We start from the raw sequence: 17,646 nt of genomic DNA, 5'->3' as shown, positions 1-17,646 counted from the left end.
GGGGGATTTACATGCAGAATGAGAAAGGTTTTACTCTTTTAGAAATGTTATTAGTTATGGTTGTCATAACTGTATTATTACTATTAATTATTCCAAATGTAGTTACACAGCGCTCATCCGTGCAAGGAAAAGGATGTGCAGCCTATGTGAAATCTATAGAAGCACAAATACAAGCATATCAATTGCAACATAATAAGATTCCATCAATAGAGGAACTTGAAACAGGAAAGTATATTACTTCTAAAACTTGTCCGAAAGGTGAACCAATCCATATTTCCGATGATGGCACAGTATCAGCCGGGAAATCGTGAAACAAAAAGGTTTTACTCTTTTAGAAATGCTACTTGTCTTATTTGCTATTTCTGTACTGAGTGTTGTTACGCATTTTAACGTTACTTCATTATATGAAAAACAAAGAGCCGAGCAGTTTTTGAAACAGTTTTCAAATGATATTTTGTATATGCAGCAGTTGGCGATTAAGCGTCAAAAACATTATACGTTACGCTGGTTTAAAGGGAAACAGATGTATTATATTTCGGAATCGGAGACGGGCTTTTTAATTGTTAAGAGAGAATATGATAAAGATGTCCAAATTGATTTGCATACTTTTCCGAATCCGATGACATATAATCCGAGCGGGAATATTAATAGAGGTGGTACGATTTTACTTTCCTATCGAGGGTATAAATATGAGATTGTATTTCAGCTTGGCAGAGGGAGATTTACGTATCGTGAAGTGTCAAAAAGGATCAGTAATGGTTGAAATGGTTGTAGCGTTAAGTTTAATAATGATGGCGGTATCGTTATTGCTCCCGCAAACATTATTAATTATGCAAGAAAGAAAAAATATAAAAATGAGCTATAAAGCATTACTATTATTAAAAAAAGAAGCGGCCTTATTTATGTATGAGAATGAGGAAAAGCGAGAAAAAGAGCAAGTCATAAAAGGAATTGTATATTACACATATTGGAGAGGAGATGAGGTTTGTACGATGTGGAAAGATATGAGAGGAAAAGCGATGGAGCAATGCCTTTATGCAGAGAAAGGGTAAAAAGGAAGCGGGATTTACGTTAATAGAAATGATTGCATGTTTGTTGCTTTTATCAATGTTCTTTTTACTTTTACCACGTCTTCATATTATGGGAATAGAAAATACACATTCAAAAGGATTAAATGAATGGGAGTGGGATGTGTTTTTAGGACAAATGCAATTAGAGTTTCGTGAAGTATTAAGTGGGAGGAAGATAGCACTAGAAAATGATGAACATATTTTGCGCTTCCAACTTCGTAATGGCGATGAGGTGACGTATGAAAAAGTGAATAGTAATTTAATAAGAAAAGTAAATATGCGCGGAAGGGAATCTATATTGCAAAGGATTGAAGCGATTTCGTATAAATTAACACCTCATTTGCTCTATATATATGTGAAAGATATAAGTGGTGAAATATATGAAGGCGTGGCTGTACGCTATAGTGAAATTGAGATAGAAACATGAGAAAACAAGATGGATTTGCAATGCCAGGAACAATTATTTTTCTTATTTTATTCATTTCTTTTTTGATGTACGAAACGAATATGTTACTTTCGGATAAAAAATTTTATTCTGAAATAGAACAAAGTTTTTTTATGGAGGAACTTATTGATCGAGCTATTTCAGATATAAAAAGAGACTTACAGCAAAAAGAAAAAGAGGATGTTTTTTTATTTCAGTATGAAAGAGGAGAAGTGAGTGGAAAGTACGTCTTTGAAAATGATGTTATTAACATTTCATTGCAATGTGTTACAAAAAAGAGAGTTTTCTACAAAGTGAGCTTTCGCTATAGGAAAAGGGATAATAAAATATTGGATTGGGTAGAAGGATAATGTGTAAAATACGCGGGGAGAAGCATTAATTTCCAATGTGTTGAGAGTCAATTTTTTTGTGAAAAGGGATAAAAAGGATAGTTGAAAGTTTAAATTTTCTCAAAAAAGAGAAAGGTAGAAAGAATATGATATATTCATGCTATCCAATCATTTTTTCTAGGGAGATAAGGAAATGACAACTAACAATCAAATAGATGAAAATAAGGAACAAACTATTTTTGATCATAAAGGAAATACGATTATGACAGAAGATAGGGAAATACAAATTATTTCAAAATTCGAAGAACCCCTTATTGTCGTATTAGCAAATGTATTAAGTGATGAAGAATGTGACGGATTAATCGAATTGTCTAAAAATAAAATAGAGCGGTCTAAAATTGGTTCATCACGTGATGTAAATGATATTCGAACGAGTAGCGGTGCATTTTTGGAAGAGAATGAACTAACTTCGAAGATTGAAAAACGAATTTCATCTATCATGAATGTTCCTGTAGCGCATGGAGAAGGATTGCACATTTTAAATTATGAAGTGGATCAAGAATATAAAGCGCACTATGATTATTTTGCGGAACATAGTAGATCAGCTGCTAATAATCGTATAAGTACTCTTGTGATGTACTTAAATGATGTAGAGGAAGGCGGGGAGACATTCTTTCCGAAATTAAATCTTTCTGTACACCCTAGAAAGGGAATGGCAGTATACTTTGAGTATTTTTATCAAGACCAATCACTAAATGAGCTTACGTTACATGGAGGAGCACCTGTAACGAAAGGCGAGAAATGGGTTGCAACGCAGTGGGTGAGAAGAGGTACTTATAAGTAAAAGTGAGCCAGCTTGTTTGATTGCGAGAAAATAGGGAGTATGTTACGTTTTGTTCTTCATTTCATAAGAAGAACAAAACGTTTTTTTATTAAATAAAGTAGCATCTTTCGTTATAATAACAAATAATAACGGATGATTGAGAGGAACGAAAATGAAATCTATATACATAACCGGCTATATGGGAGCTGGGAAAACAACAATTGGAAAAGCGTTAAGTAAAGAACTCCATATGGAAGTTGTAGATACAGATCAAAAAATCGAAGAGCAGAAAGAGAAAGCGATTCGGCATATTTTTGCAGAAGAAGGCGAAATGGTTTTTCGGGAATATGAAAGTGAAATGTTACGTTCACTACCGGTTCAGAATGTAATTATTACAACTGGTGGAGGAATTATTGAACGAGAGGAAAATCGAAAGTGGATGAAGGAAAATGGAACTGTTGTGTATTTATATTGCGATCCACATGTAATTGCAGAAAGGCTTCGGGAAGATACGACACGTCCACTATTTCAGAAGAAAGATATAGCTGCATTTGTAACGAAATTTGAATCGCGCCGAGCTTATTATGAAGAGGCTGATATTCATATCGATACGACAAATAAGTCGGTAAAGCAAATTATGAATGAATTAAAGCAAAAGATTAATGAATAAAAAAGTGGACATACTAATCAAGTAGAGGTGATGATAATATGTCTACTAATGATTATGTACGCTTTGTGACACAGCAATTTGTGTCATATATGGATGCTCCAAAAGAGGATCGAAAACAACAGAAACAACAACGTCGTGCGGAGAAAGAGCCATTCTTAAATAAATGGTTTGGTGTTATGCCACTGAGCGCTGCTTTGTTTTATCGAAATGTAAAAAATAAAAGAAAAAAATCAAGCTAACTTTTTCGTAATATGTTTAGCAAAACCAAAATCCCCTAGTATAACAAGATGCTAGGGGATTTTGGTTTATTGCACAGATTCTTTTTCTTCAGTAACCGCATTTATTTTATTGTTTACCCATACAAATCCAATTCCGATACAAATAGAAATGCCCCACCCAACAGCGGTCATAATAGCTCTCATTTCACCATATCCATCTACACCGAAAACAGAGATGAAATAGATTTTTAAGAAACTTTTTAATATAAATTGAAGACCGAAAAATAGTGTTAAATATTGCAGTGCTGGATATATGCGACTATCCCGGTAAAGCTCACGACTTTTATCGCGGTCATGGCCTTGCAGCGCTGCGATATCCGCTGCGAAATATAACATAAGTGGTTTTTTCATAAAGATTGTACATATAACGATGCAGCCAAGTACGATATGATAATATGCATCATTCCATAGCATTCGTTCCGCTGATCCAGATATTAAGTCTACCGCTGTATTAGAAATAAGTGTAATTAAAATAAAGAACCCTGTAACGTTAAACTGTTTTTCTTTTTTAAAGGTATACAGTGTATAAATAATTCCCGGAACAGAGGAAATTAACATTGCGTAATAAGGATCGATATAAGGTTTTGCAAATTTCCAAATGAGGAATGGGAATACGAGATAAAAGACAAGATCTAATATAGCTTTTTTATTTTGATTCATACATGGCCTCCTTAAGTCATACATATATTTTATAATATAATTTCTGAAAATTGTATAAGGTTAATGAAAAAAAAGAAAAGTAGATGTTTAATAGATTAAGAAATTGCCCCTAGCGTAGTAAGTTTTTTTAGTATATAATAAAGGAAACGCTTTCATTTTTTTACTTTGTTCACAAAATGGACGGAAAATCACATATTTACTATTGATATGTTGCTTTATAATGAAACTAATTAAATATACATGCATACAATATTGTGAAATAAATAACATAAATAATCTATATAAATGTAAACGTTATCAAAGAGAGAGGTGGAGACAATGAGTAAATTTTTCTTCAATCATAATCCAGCAACATTAGAGGATGGAAGACTTGTTAAGTATGCTGAAATTATTTATGGAGAAGGTGGCCGTTCTGTATTAGAAAATTTAATGGTGAAGGCATCTATCAGATTGCGTGATCGTTATCCGAATAAATCTGACGAACAGATCTCGAACCTCGTAAATCAAGGCATCCATGATATGTTTCAAAAATACGTGAATGAGTAAGAGTAGCTACTGGCTGCTCTTATTTTTTTGTATAAGGATTGTGCTTTTAGCTGAAAATAAAGGTGCATTCTGAAGTGTGTAAAAAGGAGGGGAAAAGATGAGCAATGGAATTGGTCGTTCAAAAGAAAATCTTCCAACTGATGCAAATCATGTAAGCGCGAAGGACCGTGCAAATCAAAAACGTATGACAGAGAAAAAACAACAAGAGCGTAATGACGACAGAGAATAGGATGGAAAAACATCTTAAAGAAAGCTCCTTCAACAGTTGAAGGAGCTTTCTTTAAGATAGAAAATGATTTGCGGTAACATAAAAGAGACCACCGTTTATAATTTGTATTGTAATACGTGGTTCGTATTGTTCTTGTAATGCTTGCTTTTCAATTTCATAGCTTTCTGGAAGTTCATCGCTATCTTCGTAAAATCGATTTAAAAGGTCTAAATCGTGATTCCAACGCACTCTCGCTTCTTTTGCCCACGTGTGGTCATCTTCAGCAATTATACTTTTTAAAGCATCCTCTATACGTTGTAAGCCACTTTGTGGCTTAATGATAGGTGAGAGCGTAAAACAAAAGTCAGGTATTTTCGGTGTGAGTTTGATCTCTGCTAAAGTGTCATGAAAGTTTGCAATCATTGTCCCAGAAATAAGATGAATACCGATGGAATGAAGTATGTCTTTTTTTCGGTCACATTGATAAGATACTTTTATATTTACACCAAGCCAAGGATGAAGGGGGGTATGAGTTGCCCCGCTATGCTTCACTTCCTCATATAAACGTATGTATGAGCCTAATTCTTTTGTCGTTTCAAATATTTGATGCAAACGTGGTGAACCGTAATGAATAAGTTCACCGTCGTTTTCTTCGTTTTCCGGATTTGTAATAAGAGTAAGGCGCATCGGGTTCGGAACGCCTCCTGTTTTTTCAAGATAGTGCCAATAGAAAGGGCGGTTCATTAATAATTTATCCATTTCAATTGTTAACTGCACGTCTAATAGGTGAGGGGAACGTTCTAAAATTTCGCAGTTATTCGCCTCAAAAAAGTTGTATAAGTAATTATGAATTTCATTTTGCTGCATAGTCCTGCACCTCTGCTTCATTGCGCTTCGCAAAATCGATAATAGATGTTAAATTTTCCATCTTGATTCGAATTTCACCTTCGCTTTTTGACTGCGCGAAAATCTCTTGAATATGTGCATCAATATTTTTCATGTTGATTCTCGTTAAAATTTCATCGAGTTCACCGATTACACGTTCAAATAAATTAATTTTTTCATATAGTAGTTTTAAAATGTGCTCTTCAACAGTATGCTTTGTTGCTAAGTTATAAATATGAACATCATTTTTTTGTCCAAGGCGGTGAATACGTCCAATCCTTTGCTCAAGTCGCATTGGATTCCAAGGTAAGTCGTAATTAATCATATGGCTACAAAATTGTAAGTTAATTCCTTCACCACCAGCTTCGGTCGCAATTAGTACTTGGGCACGATTTTGGAAAAGCTCCTTCATCCAATCTTTTTTCCCGCGCTTAAATCCACCGCGAAATGGTACAGAGGAAATGCCATGTTGTTGTAAGAACCATTGTAAATACATTTGTGAAGCTCTATATTCAGTGAAAATAATGACTTTATCGTCAATTTCTTTTATAAGCTCTAGTGCTTTATTTGCTTTGGAGTTAAACGGAATATGATTAATTTTATCCATAAGCACATCAATATGTGGGTCCTTTATGTAATGCTCATTTTCTTTCTGCCGTTTTTCTACATGTTTTTTTAATGAATAGTAAACAGCTTCCCGACTACTACATGCTTCCCGTTTTAAAGTTAAGGATGAGAAAGCAGATGTGAAGGCATTTTGTTCACGCCAATTTTCAATTTCATTATACAAAGCTTGTTCTTCTTCATTAAATTCAACGAAGATTGTTCGTACATGCCTCTTCGGCCAATCAATGCCAGTGTTATGGCGTCTATTTCGAACCATTACTTTATTGATAAGAGCTTTTAAATCTTCATCGGATTCAGTGGAACGATTTTTTGAAGCATAATATTCTTCAAAATTAGATTGATTGCCTAAATGACCTGGTTTTAATAAAGAAACGAGGTTGAAGATTTCATCAATTTTATTTTGAACAGGAGTTGCAGTTAGTAATAAACAAAACTTCTTTTTTAATCGCTGTGCAAATTCATAGTTTTTTGTTTTATTGTTTTTTAGTTTATGTGCTTCATCGATAATAATAAGGTCATATTCTAGGTTTAAAACGATATCGCGATGCGGTGAACGTTTCGCAGTATCGATTGATGAAACGATGACATCAGCTTGTTCCCAAGAATAACTTTTCTTTTGAGCGACCGCAGGAATAAAAAATTTTGTGTTGAGTTCATACGCCCACTGAGACACGAGAGAAGCTGGAACGAGAATGAGTACCTTTTTTACAAGTCCTCGAACCATGTATTCTTTTAAAATAAGTCCAGCTTCAATCGTTTTTCCAAGTCCAACTTCATCTGCTAGAATCGCTTTACCATTCATTTGTTCGATGACATTTCGAGCGACCTCCAATTGATGCGGAAGCGGCGTGAAATGTGATAAATGTTTCGGTGCTTGCAATCCATCAAAAGTAGGAACGAGTAATGATTTCTCTGTTTTATAAGCTAAATGATATAAATCCCAATTTGTCCAAGGACCATCTTCATCAATTCTTTTTAAAAAATTATTTTGCCACGTTCGATCTACGGAAATATCGACATTCATTAAGACTCTCCCACCTTTTATAAACTAAAGTGATTATTTTAAAAATCTTTATTATAAGCCTCGTAATAAGGCACTATCACAATTACTAAAAGTTAAAGAATAGGCAATGATTTAGGACTAAATCTCGAAAGTTGTATTTAATATGATTAAGAATAAAAAATTCTAAATTTTTTTTTATGCTAGAATATTGATGAAATATAGCGAATGATGTTAGGATAATGGTGTGAAATGTGTGGAATCTTTCGTATTTTATCCAAGAAAGTAACTTTTTATTTACGCTTTCATAAAAAAATATACTGAGATTCCGTATAACCTTATCTTTTCAGAATGAAAATGTTTAGATATGGGAAGCAACTTTTATTGATTTGTCAGAGCATAAGGGGGAAAGAGCATGATTACATTACAACGTACACCGTTATTTGATGTATACGCGAAGTATGGTGGGAAAACAATCGACTTCGGTGGTTGGGAATTACCAGTTCAATTTTCAAGCATTAAAGAAGAGCATGAAGCTGTACGTACAGAAGCAGGTTTGTTCGATGTATCTCATATGGGAGAAGTAGAGGTAAAGGGTGTAGATAGTTTAGCATTTTTACAACGTATTGTTACAAATGACGTATCTACCTTAAAGGTAGGAGGCGCACAATATACAGCTATGTGCTATGAAAATGGCGGCACAGTAGATGATTTATTAATCTACAAACGTGGTGAAGAAGACTATTTATTAGTAATCAATGCATCAAATATCGAGAAAGATTACGAATGGTTAGCAAGTCATGTAATTGGCGATGCAAAGGTAGTCAATGTTTCTAGTGAAGTTGCGCAACTTGCAATTCAAGGACCAAAAGCACAAGACATTTTACAAAAAGTTGTGTCAGAAGATTTGAAAGAAATTAAGTTCTTTAAATTTAAAAACGATATTCTTGTAGATGGAATTCCTGCACTTGTATCTCGTACAGGTTATACAGGTGAAGATGGATTCGAAATTTACTGTAAGAGTGAAGATGCTGCAAAACTTTGGGTGAAACTTCTTGAAGTTGGAGAAGAAGATGGGTTAAAGCCATGTGGCTTAGGTGCTCGTGATACACTTCGCTTCGAAGCAACACTTCCGTTATACGGACAAGAGTTATCAAAAGATATTACACCGATTGAAGCGGGAATTGGCTTTGCAGTAAAACCAAATAAAGAAGCAGATTTCTTTGGGAAAGAAACGTTAAAAGAGCAAAAGGAAAACGGTGCATCTCGTAAATTAGTCGGCATCGAAGTAATCGAACGCGGTATTCCTCGTACGCATTACCCTGTATTTATAGGAGAAGAAAAAATCGGGGAAGTAACGAGTGGTACACAATCTCCAACGTTAAAGAAAAGCATTGGTTTAGCACTAATTGATGTGAAATACGCAACAGTTGATACAGAAGTAGAAATTGAAATTCGTAATAAACGCGTCAAAGCAGTAGTTGTTCCAACACCATTTTATAAACGTTCAAAGTAACGGGGAGAGGGGTAGATTTCATGTTGCATCGTTATCTTCCAATGACAGAAGAAGACAAAAAAGAAATGTTACAAACAATCGGCGTTCAAACGATTGATGAGTTATTCTCTGATATTCCAGAGAGTGTTCGTTTTAAAGGGGATTTAAAAATTAAAGAAGCAAAATCAGAGCCAGAGCTTTTAAAAGAGCTATCTCAAATGGCTAGCAAAAATGCGAACTTAAAAGAATACGCTTCTTTCTTAGGAGCAGGTGTATACGATCATTACGCTCCAGTAATTGTTGATCATGTAATTTCTCGTTCAGAATTTTATACAGCTTACACACCATACCAACCAGAAATTTCACAAGGGGAATTACAAGCAATTTTTGAGTTCCAAACAATGATTTGTGAATTAACAGGAATGGATGTAGCAAACTCTTCTATGTATGACGGAGGTACAGCTTTAGCTGAAGCGGCAATGTTAGCAGCTGGTCATACACGCAAAAAGAAAATTCTTGTATCTAAGGCGGTTCATCCAGAATCAAGAGCGGTACTTGAAACATATGCAAAAGGTCAACATCTTGAAGTTGTTGAAATTGATCATAAAGACGGTGTAACAGATTTAGACGTATTACAAAGTGAAGTAGATGATACAGTTGCTTGCGTAATCGTTCAATATCCAAACTTCTTCGGACAAGTTGAAAAGTTAGCTGATATCGAAAAAATCGTTCATCAACAAAAATCATTATTTATCGTTTCTTCAAATCCATTATCATTAGGCGCATTAACACCGCCAGGAAAATTTGGTGCTGATATTGTAATCGGTGATGCACAGCCATTTGGTATCCCAACGCAGTTTGGTGGACCTCATTGTGGTTACTTTGCAACAACGAAAGCATTTATGCGTAAAATTCCAGGACGTCTTGTCGGACAAACTGTAGATTCAGATGGTAAACGTGGATTTGTATTAACGTTACAAGCACGTGAACAGCATATTCGCCGTGATAAAGCGACGTCTAACATTTGTTCAAACCAAGCGTTAAATGCATTAGCGGCATCAGTTGCAATGACGGCACTTGGAAAACAAGGTGTGAAAGATATGGCACGTCAAAATATTTCTAAAGCACAATATGCAAAACGTCAATTCGAAGCGAAAGGCTTCACTGTAACGTTCGCTGGACCATTCTTTAATGAATTTGTTGTAGATTGCAAACGTCCAGTTAAAGAAATAAATGATGTATTAATACAAAAGAATATTATCGGTGGTTACGACCTAGGCCGTGATTATAAAGAGCATGAAAATCATATGCTTGTAGCAGTAACAGAGCTTCGTACAAAAGAGGAAATTGACACACTTGTAAACGAAATGGGGGCTATCCAATGAAGAACCAAGACCAAGCACTTATTTTTGAAGTGACTAAAGAAGGACGCGTAGGATATAGCTTACCCAAATTAGATGTAGAAGAAGTGAAATTAGAAGATGTATTTGAGAGCGATTATATTCGCGTTGAAGATGCAGAGCTTCCAGAAGTATCTGAACTTGATATTATGCGCCATTACACAGCGCTTTCAAACCGTAACCACGGCGTTGATTCTGGATTCTACCCACTTGGATCTTGTACGATGAAATATAATCCGAAAATTAATGAAAACGTAGCTCGCTTCGCAGGCTTTGCAAATATTCATCCACTTCAAGATGAAAAAACAGTGCAAGGTGCAATGGAATTAATGTACGACTTACAAGAACATTTAATTGAAATTACAGGTATGGATACTGTTACGTTACAACCAGCAGCTGGTGCACACGGAGAATGGACAGGTTTAATGTTGATTCGTGCATACCATGAAGCAAATGGTGACTTTAACCGTACGAAAGTAATTGTTCCTGACTCTGCTCATGGAACAAACCCGGCGTCTGCAACAGTAGCTGGTTTTGAAACAATTACGGTGAAATCAAATGAACATGGTCTTGTTGACTTAGATGATTTAAAACGTGTTGTAAACGAAGAAACAGCAGCACTTATGTTAACAAATCCAAATACATTAGGCCTATTCGAAGAAAATATTTTAGAAATGGCAGAAATCGTCCATAACGCAGGCGGCAAATTATACTATGATGGTGCAAACTTAAATGCTGTATTAAGCCAAGCACGCCCAGGAGATATGGGATTTGACGTTGTGCATTTAAACCTTCATAAAACATTTACAGGTCCGCATGGCGGCGGTGGCCCAGGTTCTGGTCCAGTAGGTGTGAAAGCTGATTTAATTCCGTACTTACCAAAACCGATTTTAGAGAAAACGGAAAATGGCTATCACTTCAACTATGATCGTCCAGAAGCAATTGGGCGTGTGAAACCATTCTATGGTAACTTCGGAATTAACGTTCGTGCATACACATATATTCGTTCTATGGGTCCAGATGGACTACGTGCAGTAACTGAGTATGCTGTATTAAATGCGAACTATATGATGAGAAGATTAGCACCATTCTATGATCTTCCGTTCGATAGACATTGCAAGCATGAATTTGTATTGTCAGGTCGTCGTCAAAAGAAACTTGGTGTACGTACATTAGATATTGCAAAACGTCTGCTTGATTTCGGTTACCATCCACCAACAATTTACTTCCCATTAAATGTGGAAGAATGTATTATGATTGAGCCAACAGAAACAGAATCAAAAGAAACATTAGATGGTTTCATTGATAAGATGATTCAAATTGCTAAAGAGGTAGAAGAAAATCCAGAAGTTGTACAAGAAGCACCACATACAACGGTAATAAAACGTTTAGATGAAACATTGGCTGCTCGTAAACCAGTTTTACGTTATGAAAAGCTAGCACCTGTACAAGTGTGATTGGAATAAAAAGAACTCGCTACATGCGGGTTCTTTTTATTTTGCAACATTGGTGCGGCTAGAATGAAAAAATGTTGAAAATTTATATTTTTTGTTTCATATTGCTGTAAAGATGCGGTTTTATAGGTGATTTTGTTGAAAAAGTCGGTTTGATAAAAGTATTTATTTTTGTTAGAATTTTATTGAAATTAAGAAGATGTGATGAGGTAGAAATTACTCATTTTTATGTATATGTGAAAAAACGAGCAAGGCGGGGGTGGAAGCGTGGGATATAGATGTTATAGAATGGTATACCATCTAGAAAATGGAGAAACGATTAAAGATGTAAAAGAATTTTGTTACAGAGACCAAGGAAAAGTGTTAGAAAGAGTAGCGCACCGTGTAATGGATAATAGAGAAGTGACAGCGATTGATAAACAAGGAACAATCATTTCAATAGCGTGTGAGGACATTGTAAAGGTAGAACTTGATTACATAACAGAAAGTTAACCTTGAGTCATATCGAATTATTCGATACAATATACTGTTGAATGGTGAAGAGAGAAGAGAGGAGTTTATCATGGATAATACAAGACACTTTTATATGTTTATTTTAGCGTTTGTGCTTGTTGTGGCGTTAACGATTTATTTAATTGTTGATAGCAGCTGGTACAATACAGTTCATCCGGCATTCCTTCTTTTTATGTATGTAGGAATTGCGGTTGTTAGTTTCGGAATGAGAGACGAAATGTTAGATCGCTTTGAAAAGTGATACATATACGAAAGACCAACAGGAAAATGTTGGTCTTTTTTTCTTGCCAAAAATAGGATGTTTTGTATATACTGTGTATATAAGGTATATACAGTATATACACACTGGAGGAAAACATGAATATTATTATTTCGAATTCTTCCCAAGACCCTATTTATGTGCAAATAAGGAAACAATTAAGCCAGCTTATTTTAAATGGTGGTTTAAAGGGTGGAGACCAATTACCGTCTATTCGTAGCTTAGCGAAGGAATTACAAATTAGTGTAATTACAACGAAGCGTGCGTACGAGGAGCTTGAAAAAGAAGGATATATAGAAACTGTTGCTGGGAAGGGGACTTATGTTTCACGTAAAAATAATGAACTATTAAAAGAACAGCGGCTACGTCTATTGGAAAGTAAAGCGGAAGAGATTGTGAATGAAAGTAAAGTGTTGCAGCTTTCACTGGAAGATTTGCAACAGATGATTGCGTGTTTATACGAGGGGGAATAAGAGATGTTAGAGCTAAAAAACGTTTGTAAAACTTATCAAGATTTCTCAGTGGAAAATGTAAGTTTTACATTGCCACGTGGATATATTATGGGATTTATCGGACCGAATGGAGCTGGAAAAAGTACGACGATCAAAATGATTATGAATTTAATCAGAAAAGAGAGCGGTGATATAAAAATTTTTGGTAAGGACAATAAGAAAGCCGAAAAGGAAATAAAACAAAATATTGGTTTTGTATATGATGAAAATCATTATTACGAAGATTTAACGTGTGAGCAAATGAAACGGATTATTGCACCGTTATATAAAAAGTGGGACGAAAAGCAGTATCAATCGTATATGCAGAGATTACAAGTTCCAACGTATAAAAAGATTAAAGAGTTATCCAAGGGGATGAAAATGAAATTTGCAATTGCAATCGCACTTTCACACCATGCGGAATTCATTATTATGGATGAACCAACAGCAGGATTAGACCCAGTTGTTCGAAGTGAATTGCTTGATATGCTGCAAGAGATTGTAATGGAAGATGAAGTATCTGTCTTATTTTCAACGCACATTACAACAGACTTAGAACGCATCGCCGATTATATTACGTTCATCAATGATGGAGAAATTATATTTACTGGTGAAAAAGACGAATTAATGGAGAACTATGTAATTGTAAAGGGAAGTAATGATTTATTAGATCGAGAAGGAAAAGAACTATTTGTTGGATTACGAAAAAACAAATTTGGTTTCGAAGGTTTAGCAAAGGATAAACAAGCAATTGTAGACTGGTTTGGAAATGAGATTGTACTAGAAAAGCCTACATTAGATGACATCATCGTTTACACTGCGAAAGGGAGAGGTGCTTATGCGTCAGCTCATATATAAAGATTTATTCTTTTTTCGTGTAACTTGGTTAGTGAATCTGAGTATGCCTCTTTTATTCTTTATATTAGAGCCAGATGGTGAAATGTTATTTCCGATGAGCTGTCTATTTATAACTCTTTCCTCCGTTATGACGTTAATCTTTATGGATGAAAGGAATAAAAGTGACATTATTATAAATAGTTTACCGTTAAGCAGAAAGGATATCATTATTGCTAGATATATTTCCTGTGCAATATTCATTGTAGGGGGCATGGTTTCCACTATGCTAGTTGTTTTTCTTATAAGAGGTATCGCTGTTATTGATGATATCGGTGTATACCATCCTAAATTGTATATTGAAATTCCGTGGTATGGAGTAGTAAATGGGGCTGTTTACGCTTTGGTTTTTGTTGCGGCATTTTTTCCTAGTTATTACGGAACGAAATCAAAGATAGCAAGAAGTATATTGTCAGGAGCATCGATGGCAGTAGGTGGAATTGCATGGATATTTATAGGGGATGGGCTGAACGAAACAGCACCATCATTCATTAATTGGATTATGAATCCATCACATCTTGGCGTATTTATAGTTGGAGGAATTATATTGGCTAGTGTATATATCGCTTCTATGTTTCTAACAATTAAAATTTATGGATCGCGTGATTTATAGAGAGGGGAATTTGTATGAAACAGTTGATTTTGAAGGAGTTTTTCTTACAAAGAAAAATGTTTCTCATCTATTTAATCTTGCCAATATACGGAGCATTCCAAAGCTCTATAGAACCATTTCAATTGGCGTATGTTTGTTTTGTTATATGTCTTTCAATGATTTCAATTTCTTTATCAGTTGAAGAAAAAAATAACACAGAAAAAATATTAGTGAGTTTACCTTTTACTAGAAGAGACATTGTTATTGCGAAATACATGACTACTGTATTTTTTATTGCATGTAGTCTAGTTGTTACATTTGTTTTCTTTGTACTACCTGTATTTGTATTAAGAGAAAATATAAATATTCCGTGGTATGCATTATTTATAGCTATTTTCTTTTCCGTTCTTTATGCTGTTATGATCCTCCCCATAAAATATAGTGGGGATAAGCGAACGGTTACTATCCTTGGAGTAGTTATATTTTTTCTTCTAATAGGTTTGTTAGGGTTTATGTGCAATATATTTGCTGATGAAAGGCTTCTGTTAATGTTTTTTCAATCTTCAGATGTGATGCTAGTTATAAGTATTTTAAGTATAGTGGCATGTTTAAGTTATTTCATCTCAATGCTTTTTTCAATTGCGATTTTTAAAGAGAAGGAGCTTTGATAATTGTATATTTTATTAATAAGAAAAAATAATGTTTAGTGTTGCGAGATGCCACTAGGAGGTGTAATAAATGATCAAGCAACTAGTCTTAAAAGATATGATGTTGCAAAGAAAGTTAGGGTTTGTTTACCTAATATGTTTGCTTTTCCTTGTCATTGTTGATTTTCGTAGTGATAGTTTTCTGATGACATTTAGCATGTTTATACCTACTCTTGGCATGATGCTGTCAATGAGTTATGAGGATAAAAATAAAAGTGAAATGATAATAAATAGTTTACCGTTTCAGCGTAAAGAAATTGTCATAGCAAAATACATATTTGTAAGTATTTTAGTTGCTTTAGGTGGAGTTTTCCCATTTACTGTTAGTTTAATACAGTTGCAAAACGAAAATACAACTGTATTTATGCTATGGGGAGCGATTCTTGGAGGAATAACAGGTGGCTTTGTTTATAGCATAATCGTACTTCCGATTGAATTTTCAGTAGGGTATAGCAGTGCCAAACAAATTGCTCCTTTTATCGGAATTGCATTTGGGTATTTAAGTGGACTGATTGTAAGTAACGTATGGTTAGGTGTAGAAAATGCTTGGAACACTAGTATATTCATAAATATTTGTTTTATAGCAGGGCTGCTTCTTTTATATGTCATGTCGATGGTACTCTCAATTAATTTGTATAATGAGCGTGATTTGTGAGGGGGGGAATGTTGTTGAAACAACTAATTTTAAAAGATTTCATCGTCCAATGGAAATTTTTAATTTGGTACATACTGTATCCTATTTTCTTTTATATGGCTTTAACAGATACGAAAAATTTATTCATAATTATGTCAGTAATTGTTACAGTCGGGGCAACAGTAAAAATATTTGAAGCAGATAGTAAAAATGAGAGTGAAGTTATATTAAATAGTTTACCAATATTGAAAAAAGAAATTGTATTTGCAAAGTATATAGTAGCAATTATTATTCTTTTCATAAGCGTAACGATTGGTTGTTTCACGATGGGAATGAAGAATGGAGCTAATGTATTTGAATTTATTGAAACGACAGTGGTTGCTAGTATTAGCTTTATTTTAGTATATTTAAGCTTTGTTTTACCGATATCATTTTGGCTAGGGTATAAAAAAACTGTTTTTATTACGATATTCATATTTATAGCACCGATTGTTATTTTAGAGACGTTCTTTCAAATCAACCTGGAACAAATTCAATTATATAATAGCTTATTATTCGGGGGTTCAATATGCATGTTCATAGCATCTGCATTCGTTTCAGTAAAATTATATGAAAAAAGAGAATTTTAAAAGGTGCCTCATGAAAGGCACCTTCTTCAATAATGACAATATGAAAGCAGCAGTTTATAAACAGAAACGCTATTCGGCAAATCTTTCGGAGTATGTAATATAAAGCTGAAAACGATGATGAGAATGAGAAAGAGAAAAAATAAAAATAGGATCTGCTTATGTATAGAATTTTGCATATGATCCACTCCTTTTTTAGGTAGTATGTCCAAAAGAAAGGAGGGTATGAAAATTTTAGGAGGGAGAATGATGAAAAAAAGAAAATGGTTGTATAGAATAGGGGTACTTTTATGCTCAATTGGTCTCATATTAGCAAATTTTTATTCGGATATACCACCGCTATTTCCTAGTTTGCATAAAGGGATTGGTATGAGTGTTGTCATAGTTGGTCTGCTTTGTCTTATCGTATCAAATTTCTATAGAAAATCTAAATAGACAGAAAAAAGGACAGTTACTCTTTTTCAGAAGAACTGTCCTTTTTAAATAACTTATTCCATAGTTTGGCAATACTCCATATAATGATGATTGCAATGGAGGCAATAATTGACCAAGTGATAGATACAATTTCAAGTGCCATGTTAGGAAGGAATGTAAGAATGGATAATACTCTATGAAACAACCATTCTATTATATGAAAACTGATTTGCAATAGAATAATGATTCCGAGTGTAATCCATGCTAAAATTTGTTTTCCTTTTTCTTTCCACATGACATTCACCTCACGTTAGCCTAATAATTTTAAGCCAACAGCGCCGCATAAAATGCAGCTTAAGAAGGCAAGTCGGCGCCAATCCGCTGATTCGCGGAAAATAAGAATACCTAGAAGTGCACTTCCGGCAGTTCCGATTCCAGTCCAAATCGCGTAAGCAGTTCCCATCGGTAATGTGTTCATCGCAAGGGATAAGAAGAAGAAGCTTACGCCGAAGTTTGCGATTAAAATAATTTTTGGTGCCCAGCCTTTCTTTTCGGTGGCTACTTTCATAAAGAGTACACCAACAATTTCACAAATACCAGCTAGAATTAAAAATACCCAAGCCATT

General features: G+C 34.5%; 27 protein-coding genes and 1 pseudogene. 22 read left to right on the top strand and 6 right to left on the bottom strand.

What is annotated here, in order from left to right:
• Positions 1 to 11: 11 nt before the first annotated feature.
• From comGC to MHB76_RS20005, 8 genes are all read left to right on the top strand, one after another.
• Entirely contained in the window at positions 12 to 311 is a 300-nt protein-coding gene (comGC, locus tag MHB76_RS20040; RefSeq protein ID WP_340987479.1) for a competence type IV pilus major pilin ComGC, read from the top strand.
• Positions 308 to 763, top strand: coding sequence for a competence type IV pilus minor pilin ComGD (gene comGD / locus MHB76_RS20035; RefSeq protein WP_002160490.1), 456 nt, complete (start codon positions 308 to 310; stop codon positions 761 to 763). Before comGC ends, comGD begins: the two co-directional genes overlap by 4 nt.
• The gene (locus MHB76_RS20030) at positions 756 to 1,052 is read left to right on the top strand and encodes a competence protein ComG (protein ID WP_078172816.1); all 297 of its coding nucleotides are present in this window, start codon (positions 756 to 758) and stop codon (positions 1,050 to 1,052) included. Before comGD ends, MHB76_RS20030 begins: the two co-directional genes overlap by 8 nt.
• Complete coding sequence (gene comGF / locus MHB76_RS20025; protein WP_002160492.1) at positions 1,036 to 1,497, top strand: competence type IV pilus minor pilin ComGF; 462 nt, start codon at positions 1,036 to 1,038, stop codon at positions 1,495 to 1,497. The genes MHB76_RS20030 and comGF overlap by 17 nt, the downstream gene beginning before the upstream one ends.
• Positions 1,494 to 1,865 (top strand): competence type IV pilus minor pilin ComGG, encoded by a 372-nt coding sequence (gene comGG, locus MHB76_RS20020; protein WP_002160493.1) that lies wholly within the window; start codon positions 1,494 to 1,496, stop codon positions 1,863 to 1,865. The genes comGF and comGG overlap by 4 nt, the downstream gene beginning before the upstream one ends.
• 172 nt (positions 1,866 to 2,037) lie before the next feature.
• Complete coding sequence (locus MHB76_RS20015) at positions 2,038 to 2,688, top strand: 2OG-Fe(II) oxygenase (RefSeq protein ID WP_078172817.1); 651 nt, start codon at positions 2,038 to 2,040, stop codon at positions 2,686 to 2,688.
• Between the two features lie 151 nt (positions 2,689 to 2,839).
• A complete protein-coding gene (locus MHB76_RS20010; RefSeq protein WP_002160495.1) occupies positions 2,840 to 3,337 on the top strand; it encodes a shikimate kinase in 498 nt (165 codons plus the stop codon).
• Positions 3,338 to 3,375: 38 nt separating this feature from the next.
• Complete coding sequence (locus MHB76_RS20005) at positions 3,376 to 3,576, top strand: YqzE family protein (RefSeq protein WP_002015009.1); 201 nt, start codon at positions 3,376 to 3,378, stop codon at positions 3,574 to 3,576.
• Between the two features lie 66 nt (positions 3,577 to 3,642).
• Here the strand turns inward: MHB76_RS20005 and MHB76_RS20000 are convergent, their stop codons facing one another.
• Both MHB76_RS20000 and MHB76_RS19995 read right to left on the bottom strand, forming a co-directional pair.
• Positions 3,643 to 4,275, bottom strand: coding sequence for a VC0807 family protein (locus MHB76_RS20000; protein ID WP_340987475.1), 633 nt, complete (start codon positions 4,273 to 4,275; stop codon positions 3,643 to 3,645).
• 127 nt (positions 4,276 to 4,402) lie between these two features.
• Positions 4,403 to 4,521 (bottom strand): annotated as a pseudogene (locus MHB76_RS19995) (GTP pyrophosphokinase).
• A 72-nt stretch (positions 4,522 to 4,593) separates the two neighbouring features.
• Here MHB76_RS19995 and MHB76_RS19990 point away from each other — a divergent pair.
• Together MHB76_RS19990 and MHB76_RS19985 are read left to right on the top strand one after the other, a co-directional pair.
• Positions 4,594 to 4,821: a hypothetical protein gene (locus MHB76_RS19990; RefSeq protein WP_000032698.1), complete on the top strand. Its 228-nt coding sequence runs from the start codon at positions 4,594 to 4,596 to the stop codon at positions 4,819 to 4,821.
• Positions 4,822 to 4,918: 97 nt separating this feature from the next.
• Complete coding sequence (locus MHB76_RS19985; RefSeq protein WP_002111807.1) at positions 4,919 to 5,050, top strand: hypothetical protein; 132 nt, start codon at positions 4,919 to 4,921, stop codon at positions 5,048 to 5,050.
• A gap of 51 nt (positions 5,051 to 5,101) precedes the next feature.
• On the opposite strand, the gene MHB76_RS19980 is transcribed toward MHB76_RS19985, so the two are convergent.
• Both MHB76_RS19980 and MHB76_RS19975 read right to left on the bottom strand, forming a co-directional pair.
• Positions 5,102 to 5,896: a YqhG family protein gene (locus MHB76_RS19980; protein WP_002088611.1), complete on the bottom strand. Its 795-nt coding sequence runs from the start codon at positions 5,894 to 5,896 to the stop codon at positions 5,102 to 5,104.
• Positions 5,883 to 7,565, bottom strand: coding sequence for a DEAD/DEAH box helicase (locus tag MHB76_RS19975; protein WP_002199369.1), 1,683 nt, complete (start codon positions 7,563 to 7,565; stop codon positions 5,883 to 5,885). The genes MHB76_RS19980 and MHB76_RS19975 overlap by 14 nt, the downstream gene beginning before the upstream one ends.
• A 391-nt stretch (positions 7,566 to 7,956) precedes the next feature.
• Here MHB76_RS19975 and gcvT point away from each other — a divergent pair, with 391 nt between their 5' ends.
• The 12 genes from gcvT (at position 7,957) to MHB76_RS19915 (ending at position 17,041) form a co-directional block, all read left to right on the top strand.
• Positions 7,957 to 9,057 carry a glycine cleavage system aminomethyltransferase GcvT gene (gcvT, locus tag MHB76_RS19970; protein WP_078172818.1) on the top strand — a complete coding sequence of 367 codons (1,101 nt, stop codon included), beginning with the start codon at positions 7,957 to 7,959 and terminating at the stop codon, positions 9,055 to 9,057.
• Positions 9,058 to 9,077: 20 nt separating this feature from the next.
• Positions 9,078 to 10,421 (top strand): aminomethyl-transferring glycine dehydrogenase subunit 1, encoded by a 1,344-nt coding sequence (gcvPA, locus tag MHB76_RS19965; protein WP_078172819.1) that lies wholly within the window; start codon positions 9,078 to 9,080, stop codon positions 10,419 to 10,421.
• On the top strand, positions 10,418 to 11,893 hold the full coding sequence (gcvPB, locus tag MHB76_RS19960; protein ID WP_002122485.1) for an aminomethyl-transferring glycine dehydrogenase subunit 2: 1,476 nt from the start codon (positions 10,418 to 10,420) through the stop codon (positions 11,891 to 11,893). Before gcvPA ends, gcvPB begins: the two co-directional genes overlap by 4 nt.
• 285 nt (positions 11,894 to 12,178) lie before the next feature.
• Positions 12,179 to 12,382 (top strand): DUF3929 family protein, encoded by a 204-nt coding sequence (locus MHB76_RS19955; RefSeq protein ID WP_000262495.1) that lies wholly within the window; start codon positions 12,179 to 12,181, stop codon positions 12,380 to 12,382.
• Between the two features lie 70 nt (positions 12,383 to 12,452).
• Positions 12,453 to 12,644 (top strand): hypothetical protein, encoded by a 192-nt coding sequence (locus MHB76_RS19950; protein ID WP_002160499.1) that lies wholly within the window; start codon positions 12,453 to 12,455, stop codon positions 12,642 to 12,644.
• A gap of 116 nt (positions 12,645 to 12,760) precedes the next feature.
• Positions 12,761 to 13,135, top strand: coding sequence for a GntR family transcriptional regulator (locus MHB76_RS19945; RefSeq protein ID WP_078172820.1), 375 nt, complete (start codon positions 12,761 to 12,763; stop codon positions 13,133 to 13,135).
• A 3-nt stretch (positions 13,136 to 13,138) separates the two neighbouring features.
• Positions 13,139 to 14,011, top strand: coding sequence for an ABC transporter ATP-binding protein (locus tag MHB76_RS19940; RefSeq protein WP_078172821.1), 873 nt, complete (start codon positions 13,139 to 13,141; stop codon positions 14,009 to 14,011).
• Complete coding sequence (locus tag MHB76_RS19935) at positions 13,992 to 14,660, top strand: ABC-2 transporter permease (protein WP_078172822.1); 669 nt, start codon at positions 13,992 to 13,994, stop codon at positions 14,658 to 14,660. The genes MHB76_RS19940 and MHB76_RS19935 overlap by 20 nt, the downstream gene beginning before the upstream one ends.
• Before the next feature lie 14 nt (positions 14,661 to 14,674).
• Positions 14,675 to 15,307 carry an ABC-2 transporter permease gene (locus MHB76_RS19930; protein ID WP_002160503.1) on the top strand — a complete coding sequence of 211 codons (633 nt, stop codon included), beginning with the start codon at positions 14,675 to 14,677 and terminating at the stop codon, positions 15,305 to 15,307.
• 70 nt (positions 15,308 to 15,377) lie between these two features.
• A complete protein-coding gene (locus MHB76_RS19925; protein ID WP_078172823.1) occupies positions 15,378 to 16,001 on the top strand; it encodes an ABC-2 transporter permease in 624 nt (207 codons plus the stop codon).
• An 11-nt stretch (positions 16,002 to 16,012) separates the two neighbouring features.
• A complete protein-coding gene (locus tag MHB76_RS19920) occupies positions 16,013 to 16,609 on the top strand; it encodes an ABC-2 transporter permease (protein ID WP_078172824.1) in 597 nt (198 codons plus the stop codon).
• Positions 16,610 to 16,855: 246 nt separating this feature from the next.
• Positions 16,856 to 17,041, top strand: a complete 186-nt coding sequence (locus MHB76_RS19915) for a hypothetical protein (protein ID WP_002160506.1) — start codon at positions 16,856 to 16,858, stop codon at positions 17,039 to 17,041.
• 16 nt (positions 17,042 to 17,057) lie between these two features.
• Here MHB76_RS19915 and MHB76_RS19910 read toward each other — a convergent pair whose 3' ends face one another.
• Together MHB76_RS19910 and MHB76_RS19905 are read right to left on the bottom strand one after the other, a co-directional pair.
• Positions 17,058 to 17,315: a DUF3975 family protein gene (locus MHB76_RS19910; protein ID WP_078172825.1), complete on the bottom strand. Its 258-nt coding sequence runs from the start codon at positions 17,313 to 17,315 to the stop codon at positions 17,058 to 17,060.
• Between the two features lie 15 nt (positions 17,316 to 17,330).
• Positions 17,331 to 17,645, bottom strand: a complete 315-nt coding sequence (locus MHB76_RS19905; RefSeq protein WP_078172826.1) for a DMT family transporter — start codon at positions 17,643 to 17,645, stop codon at positions 17,331 to 17,333.
• Between the last annotated feature and the right edge of the window lies 1 nt (position 17,646).

Source organism: Bacillus sp. FSL M7-1345 (assembly GCF_038006985.1).
Classification (GTDB): domain Bacteria; phylum Bacillota; class Bacilli; order Bacillales; family Bacillaceae_G; genus Bacillus_A; species Bacillus_A cereus_U.
Note: the sequence above shows the minus strand (reverse complement) of the source record. Positions and strands in the feature narration are given on the sequence as shown.

Excerpts from the sequence above, each read along its gene's own strand:
- comGC (WP_340987479.1), top strand. The coding sequence starts at position 12 with ATGCAGAATGAGAAAGGTTTTACTCTTTTAGAAATGTTATTAGTTATG.
- MHB76_RS20030 (WP_078172816.1), top strand. The coding sequence starts at position 756 with ATGGTTGAAATGGTTGTAGCGTTAAGTTTAATAATGATGGCGGTATCG.
- comGF (WP_002160492.1), top strand. The coding sequence starts at position 1,036 with ATGCAGAGAAAGGGTAAAAAGGAAGCGGGATTTACGTTAATAGAAATG.
- comGG (WP_002160493.1), top strand. The coding sequence starts at position 1,494 with ATGAGAAAACAAGATGGATTTGCAATGCCAGGAACAATTATTTTTCTT.
- MHB76_RS20015 (WP_078172817.1), top strand. The coding sequence starts at position 2,038 with ATGACAACTAACAATCAAATAGATGAAAATAAGGAACAAACTATTTTT.
- MHB76_RS20010 (WP_002160495.1), top strand. The coding sequence starts at position 2,840 with ATGAAATCTATATACATAACCGGCTATATGGGAGCTGGGAAAACAACA.
- MHB76_RS20005 (WP_002015009.1), top strand. The coding sequence starts at position 3,376 with ATGTCTACTAATGATTATGTACGCTTTGTGACACAGCAATTTGTGTCA.
- MHB76_RS20000 (WP_340987475.1), bottom strand. The coding sequence starts at position 4,275 with ATGAATCAAAATAAAAAAGCTATATTAGATCTTGTCTTTTATCTCGTA.
- MHB76_RS19990 (WP_000032698.1), top strand. The coding sequence starts at position 4,594 with ATGAGTAAATTTTTCTTCAATCATAATCCAGCAACATTAGAGGATGGA.
- MHB76_RS19985 (WP_002111807.1), top strand. The coding sequence starts at position 4,919 with ATGAGCAATGGAATTGGTCGTTCAAAAGAAAATCTTCCAACTGATGCA.
- MHB76_RS19980 (WP_002088611.1), bottom strand. The coding sequence starts at position 5,896 with ATGCAGCAAAATGAAATTCATAATTACTTATACAACTTTTTTGAGGCG.
- MHB76_RS19975 (WP_002199369.1), bottom strand. The coding sequence starts at position 7,565 with ATGAATGTCGATATTTCCGTAGATCGAACGTGGCAAAATAATTTTTTA.
- gcvT (WP_078172818.1), top strand. The coding sequence starts at position 7,957 with ATGATTACATTACAACGTACACCGTTATTTGATGTATACGCGAAGTAT.
- gcvPA (WP_078172819.1), top strand. The coding sequence starts at position 9,078 with ATGTTGCATCGTTATCTTCCAATGACAGAAGAAGACAAAAAAGAAATG.
- gcvPB (WP_002122485.1), top strand. The coding sequence starts at position 10,418 with ATGAAGAACCAAGACCAAGCACTTATTTTTGAAGTGACTAAAGAAGGA.
- MHB76_RS19955 (WP_000262495.1), top strand. The coding sequence starts at position 12,179 with ATGGTATACCATCTAGAAAATGGAGAAACGATTAAAGATGTAAAAGAA.
- MHB76_RS19950 (WP_002160499.1), top strand. The coding sequence starts at position 12,453 with ATGGATAATACAAGACACTTTTATATGTTTATTTTAGCGTTTGTGCTT.
- MHB76_RS19945 (WP_078172820.1), top strand. The coding sequence starts at position 12,761 with ATGAATATTATTATTTCGAATTCTTCCCAAGACCCTATTTATGTGCAA.
- MHB76_RS19940 (WP_078172821.1), top strand. The coding sequence starts at position 13,139 with ATGTTAGAGCTAAAAAACGTTTGTAAAACTTATCAAGATTTCTCAGTG.
- MHB76_RS19935 (WP_078172822.1), top strand. The coding sequence starts at position 13,992 with ATGCGTCAGCTCATATATAAAGATTTATTCTTTTTTCGTGTAACTTGG.
- MHB76_RS19930 (WP_002160503.1), top strand. The coding sequence starts at position 14,675 with ATGAAACAGTTGATTTTGAAGGAGTTTTTCTTACAAAGAAAAATGTTT.
- MHB76_RS19925 (WP_078172823.1), top strand. The coding sequence starts at position 15,378 with ATGATCAAGCAACTAGTCTTAAAAGATATGATGTTGCAAAGAAAGTTA.
- MHB76_RS19915 (WP_002160506.1), top strand. The coding sequence starts at position 16,856 with ATGAAAAAAAGAAAATGGTTGTATAGAATAGGGGTACTTTTATGCTCA.
- MHB76_RS19910 (WP_078172825.1), bottom strand. The coding sequence starts at position 17,315 with ATGTGGAAAGAAAAAGGAAAACAAATTTTAGCATGGATTACACTCGGA.
- MHB76_RS19905 (WP_078172826.1), bottom strand. The coding sequence starts at position 17,645 with ATGGCTTGGGTATTTTTAATTCTAGCTGGTATTTGTGAAATTGTTGGT.